General features: G+C 65.2%; 2 protein-coding genes. One reads left to right on the top strand and one right to left on the bottom strand.

Annotated features, from left to right (window positions below):
* Nucleotides 1–810 precede the first annotated feature (810 nt).
* Complete coding sequence (locus C1J01_RS47190; protein ID WP_111185585.1) at nucleotides 811–1,458, bottom strand: ArsR/SmtB family transcription factor; 648 nt, start codon at nucleotides 1,456–1,458, stop codon at nucleotides 811–813.
* A 70-nt stretch (nucleotides 1,459–1,528) separates the two neighbouring features.
* Between C1J01_RS47190 and C1J01_RS47185 the strand changes: the two genes are divergently transcribed.
* Nucleotides 1,529–2,971, top strand: coding sequence for an MFS transporter (locus tag C1J01_RS47185; RefSeq protein WP_111185583.1), 1,443 nt, complete (start codon nucleotides 1,529–1,531; stop codon nucleotides 2,969–2,971).
* The last annotated feature ends 164 nt before the right edge of the window (nucleotides 2,972–3,135 follow it).

Here is a 3,135-nt window from a genome sequence, read left to right as displayed (position 1 = left end):
AGCTGTGTATAAGAGACAGGAGACAAACAACAAAGCCAACCACCGCGCGATCAAGTGTCACCCACCGCTAGCCGAACGACTTTGCACTCCGCGAACAGCCCCCAGCCGACGCCAACCGACCCCAAGACAGCCGACTCCAAGACAGCCGACTCCAAGAGAGCGAACCTACGACAGCAGACCCCACGACAGCCCACCCCAAAAGCCCACTCCAAAACGGCGCACCTGTAACGGCGAACTCCACGGCGGCGAGCCGCGCAGCGAGTCAACCCTCGTTATGCAGGTCGCCGAACAGCCGTGGCGCAGGCCCTCGTAGGTGAGGGACGGCATGACTTAACCGGCTCGGACTTGACCCAGGCGACCGACCACAAAGACCCAGCGCAGGCGCCGGCAACTCCAGACTGAAGTGGTCGGCGATCACGCCGCCCATCACCCCCGACCGACCAACCAGCACACGCACATCGTGATCTTCCGCAGGCAGCCCCAGAACCTCCCTCTCCGCCACCGAAAACAGATCGATCTGCGCCTGAGCGACCACGGCCCACCGGCACGGCATCCTGCCGGGGACACCAGCGATCACACCGCTATAACTCCCGGCGACCCGTCGACACAATCTGCCCATTCCACCTGGCCCCCAGCGGCCAGCACTCACATCGCAGTCATCGGCCGGCAGCCCGGAACCACCCTTATCGCCATCGAAGCCAAATTGACCCGCGACCTCGACGACCACGGCCTACAGACACGGCTTTCGCGCTGGGGCACCGGCGATCACGCCGCCACCCGTCCCCGTCCGACCAGCCGGCACAAACCGCTCTACTCCTCCACCGGACGGTCCCCAAGGGCCAGCGCACTCACATCGTGATCTTCGGTCGGCAGCCCCGGAACCACCCTCTTCGCCACCGGGAACAGATTGATCTGCGCCTCGGCGATCCTGGCCCCCTCCGGTGCGGCTTCCTTGCTGCGGTACTGGGCGATGTACGGCTCGATCAACTTCTCGATCTCGTGGTTCAACCGCAACAACTCCGCAGCATCGACCCTGAGCCGAACCCGGTTGAACCGCGTTGCGTCCCGCCACTCGTCCGACTCCCGGTCGACGCTCGACAGAGCGCGTTCCGCCTCTTCGTTCGCCTCTCGCCGAAACGCCTCCATCACCACGAACTTGGCGTCCTTGACCTCCGGCGAATCGTCAGGCCGCACACCGACGCTGAGCGACTTGTCCACGGCCTTCCACACCCGCTCCCTGCCGTCACCACGCGGCGGCGCGTCCTCGACGAACCCATACTTGGCCAACATCCGCAGGTGGTAACTGGCGGCACTGGGCGTGATCCCCGCGATCTCCGCCACTTCGGTCGCGGTGGCGCTGCCCTCGACACTCAGCCTGTTCAGGATCATCAATCTCGCCGGATGAGCCAGCGCCCGCATCGCCTTGGGGTCACTGAGCACTTCAGTGCGCCGCGTCATGCGCCAAAGGTACCCAATGCGGAGATCTGAAGGGTTTCCTTCATAACTATGAAGGACTACTTTCATAGTTATGAAGTGTTTCCTTCGCAAATCCTCGTCCTCGTCCGTACCCACGGCTTCTCCTGCGTTACCTCACACGACGACCACGACCAAAGCCGAAGCCGCACGCTCGACCGGCTCCCACCGCCCCCCGCAAGACTCCGAGAACTCCCCAGCCTCCCTCTGGAAGCAGCGCGACTACCGCCTGCTCTGGACGGCCCGGACAATCTCGATCACCGGCTCCGAGGTCTCCAAACTGGCCATCCCGCTGACCGCCATCACTCTGCTGACCGCGTCACCGTCCCAGATGGGTCTGCTCACGGCAGCCGCCTCCGTGCCGGCCCTGCTCCTCGGCCTCCAGTCGGGCGCGATCGCCGACCGGCTCACCCGTCACCGCCCGCTGATGATCGCCTGTGAACTCGTCTCCTGCGTCGCCGCCGCCACCATCCCCCTCGCATGGCTCCTCGGTGTCCTGAACGTCGCCTGGTTACTCGTCGTCGCCCTGGTGATCGGCGCGGCGGGAGTCCTTTTCAGAGCCGCGAATTTCCCTCACTTGGCAGCCGTGGTCGCCCCCGAACAGCGAACAGAGGCGATGGCCGGTTTCCAAGCCTCCTACTCGGTCGCCTCAGTCAGCGGCCCCGGCCTGGCCGGTATCCTCGTACAACTCCTCACCGCCCCGATCGCCGTAGTGGTGGAGGCGTTGTCGTTTCTGACCTCTGCCTTGATGATCCGCGCCATCCGTACCCCTGAGAAAAACACCCCCGCCGCCTCCCGCGGCATGTGGCGCGATGTCGTGGAAGGTCTGAGAGCCAGTGTCAGCCACCCGATTCTGCGTGCTCTGCTCGGCGCCGGCGTGACCATCAACTTCTTCGCCATGGCCTACACGGCCGTCTACATGCTCTACATGCTGAACACTCTCGGCATCCCCAACGGCATGATCGGCGTCCTCATCGCCCTGAGCGGCGTCGGCGGCCTGCTCGGCGCGTGGGCGACCGCCCGTTTGTCCAAGCGCTACGGCGAGAACCGCGTCCTGCTCTACTCCGTGATCTTCTTTCCGATCGAGATCCTCGCGGTGGGCCTGCTGACCGGCCCGCTCTGGTGGAAACTCACACTTCTCGCTCTCACCGGCACGATCACCGGCGGCATCGTCGTCGCCTTCGCCACATGCATGGGCGCCATCACCCTGCGGGAAGCCTCCCCCGAACTCCGCGGCAGGGTGAACGCCACCATGACCTTCGCCGTCCAGGGCGTCCTGGCACTCGGCGGCCTCGCCGGAGGCTTCCTGGCCGAACTGATCGGCCTTCGCCCGGTGATCCTCATCTGCGCGGCCGGCATAGCCCTCAGCAGCATCTGGATCTGGACGTCTTCCCTCCGCCCGAACCGCCCCAAGCCCATAGGAACGATCCCTACGCCGCTGTCTCCCCATCAATCCATAGATCGCTTGATCGCTCACAAACGCCACTGGGGCCACTAGCCCGCTCGCGGCTACGCCCCATCATGCCCGCTCCGCACCACTCCTCAGCTCCTTCATCCACAGGCCGCCAACGCCAACACCCCTCTATCCACAGAACGGCGTTCGCCCCCTCGCCGCCGAGACCGCTACGGCGAAACTTCCGCCATGAACGCCACCCCCACGCC

The organism is Nonomuraea aridisoli (genome assembly GCF_003236395.1).
GTDB classification, from domain to species: Bacteria; Actinomycetota; Actinomycetes; order Streptosporangiales; family Streptosporangiaceae; genus Nonomuraea; species Nonomuraea aridisoli.
The sequence above is the reverse complement of the archived record's forward strand: the minus strand, read 5'-3'. Positions and strand labels throughout refer to the sequence as shown.